Raw genomic sequence first — 2,616 nt, 5'->3', positions numbered from 1 at the left:
CCACCCGCGCCGAGGAACAGGCCGGTGCCGATCGCCCCACCGATCGCGATCATCTGCAGCTGACGCGGGCGCAGCGACTTGTGGTAGCCCGAGTCCTCGTCTTCGAGCGCGGCAGCCTGCGCGGGCGAATCCGCTGGTGGTCGAACTGTGGTCATGGCGATGGCCTTTCAGGTAACGGGGCTCAACGTGCGGTCACATCGCGGCTCATCGAGCGATGATGCAACGGTCGTTTGATGTGGGAATCTTCTGCGTAGAAGCAGATGCCGATCGGCGTGCAGGATTGTTTTGTTGCAGGAGATGGGAGCAGGGTATGTTAAGTGCTATCTGGAACTGCTGAAGAACGTCATACTGGTGAGGTCGTCCCGCCCGTGTGGACACCTGCCCAGAATGCCCACCCCTGATCCCGTACTGCGGCTGCTGGCGACGTAGCCTACTATTTTCCTGGGTTGCACTGTTTGGCCAATGTGCACATCGAAATATCGGAAAATGAATATTTGGCTGGGACTTTTACGAAGTATTGGATGCCGTGTCAGAAAAATGATTGGCAGCTTCCGGTCGAACTGCGGGTGATCAAGTCGGTTCAACGACTGAGACGGGCTGCGCTGGCATACGCAGGAAAGATTTGTCCGGGGTGACTCCGCAGTGCCCGACAGATCGCTGGGCGCACCGGAGCGTCATGCAATTTTCACAAGTATGACTTAGTAATGATGGTTCGTAGAATTTAGATTGACCGTAGAACGAGTGGTTTCGCCTTGATTGATCCATTTGTCGCCTCGCCTTATCGGGCTACTAACGCTAGTGTTCCCTAGTGTTCCCTACCGCCGTCGAAGAAGTGTGATGTGTAATCACCGTTGGACTCGCTGCATCCAATTTATTTATATACCTCCGCCGTCGAACTCGCCGACGCGCCCGTGCAGTGTGGATAATGAAAAGTCACCCGGTGCCCATTCGTAAAAATCAGGGGGGTCGAAATTGACAATCCGGGCTTTCCGTCCGCATCTATCGTGTGCCCTGGTAGAACCATCTTCTTATCCAAGGAGCAGGGCGTCGTGATGAGCTCCTCGCCCCTGGCCTTCGATCTTGGGCGTGCTCTACGCCTCGATTCTGCGACTATTCGCTTAGTCATTCCTGTTCCCTTGGATGGCTGATAGTCACTCTTGAAGGGGTGCGCCGCCACGGCGCGCCGCAGCGGACAGCATTGCACACAACCGCAATAATGCACAAGTAGTGTTGTAGTGCAGATGCAGTGTAGAGCTGGCTGTGATGTGTGACCGCAATGAGTTGCGAGGGACCTCCGCTGCATCGGCCCTGATGATTGGGCGGCACTGCAGCTGCGGAGAAGTGCTCGCGAGCGGACATGTGCCGGCTTGATCGCCAGTCGGATCGACTCGTCGGCGCGAATGCGCGACACCATTTGCGCGGCATGTATGCCGAAGCGGTCGAGCGGCCCGGTAGCTATGGGGCACCGGTAAGTTCAGGTGTCAGGTTCTCGGCATGCGTCGACGTGGGAGCGGCTGGACGAATGAAGAGGTTGACATCCACGATGTAGTAGTGCACTATTACTGCACTTATCTTGTATGCGATCGGTCGGGCCCAACAGCTTCGTGTTTTCTGTGATGGGCGGACTGAACGTCGCGGCTAGTGAGTTGGCCGTTTGAATTGAATGCCAACGTCGAAATAAATGCACGAAGGAAAGGGATTGGGTGTGAAAGCGCTCGGAGTTCGGCTAGTCAGTGTAGTGGCCGCCGCTGCGGTGATGCCTGCAGTTATCACGGTAGTCGCACATGCCGAAGACGGAACGCTCTATTTCTCGCTCGGCAACGCCCAGTGCTCGATTGCCTCCGACGGCACAGTTGGTTGTGATTACCGGCAAGGCGTGCGCATGACTTATCGTGTCGGCGAAACATACGTGACATTGCCGTTTCCAGTTCGTGCAGTCGTCATCGACCAGCCGTGGCTGCCTGCGCATCCAGAGTTCACTGCGGGTGATTCGCATTCCCTGCCGGGAGGAAATCCGAACTTCTCCGACGTCGCGACTGGAACAGGTCCGTGGGGTCCTTTTGTGAACTACGGCGGCGCGCATTGCGAGGTCGGATTTCGGGGCAGTTTCGCTTGTCAATCGAAGGGGCATGCTTTTTCCGAGTGGAGTGGAGAAATCTCTGCGTAGACTAAACCGAACAGTGCGTGATCCGCTGTCTCGTTGTGAAGAATCGAGTGGCTGCCTGAACCCTCCGCTAGGCCATGGCTAGGATGGTGCTATAGGCAATTAATTTGGAGCCGTGGCTACCGCCACATGCGCGCACGCCGTCGAGTGTCACTTCGCCGGATCGGCGCGGTAATATCGTCTTTACAACGACTTCTGCGCCTGTTGTGGCCATGCAGTCGTTTCAGTTTGAATCCGCTGCGAACTCATCAATTATGGACGACGCGCGTGAAAATATCTTATGTGGATTGCTCGCGCCTTCGGGCTGTGGGCTACTTTAGACGCTGTCGCATCGGCCATGGTTTCGGTGCAGGCGGAAGCGGCGCCTGCGGAGTCTTCGATCGTCTCCGTGCAGGAGCACGATGCGCGGAGCCTGACTTTGACGGTCCATTCCGCCGCCATGGATCTCGATA

General features: G+C 56.7%; 1 protein-coding gene and 1 pseudogene. One reads left to right on the top strand and one right to left on the bottom strand.

Annotation, left to right across the window (positions count from 1 at the left end; all coding sequences use genetic code 11):
* Nucleotides 1-155 (bottom strand): annotated as a pseudogene (locus GVY64_RS36805) (amino acid permease); the annotation flags it as partial.
* Between the two features lie 1,550 nt (nt 156-1,705).
* Here GVY64_RS36805 and GVY64_RS36800 point away from each other — a divergent pair.
* The gene (locus GVY64_RS36800) at nt 1,706-2,167 is read left to right on the top strand and encodes a hypothetical protein (RefSeq protein WP_159851289.1); all 462 of its coding nucleotides are present in this window, start codon (nt 1,706-1,708) and stop codon (nt 2,165-2,167) included.
* Nucleotides 2,168-2,616 lie beyond the last annotated feature (449 nt).

This window comes from Nocardia sp. CY41, from assembly GCF_009829325.1.
Lineage (GTDB): Bacteria > Actinomycetota > Actinomycetes > Mycobacteriales > Mycobacteriaceae > Nocardia.
The sequence above is the reverse complement of the archived record's forward strand: the minus strand, read 5'-3'. Positions and strand labels throughout refer to the sequence as shown.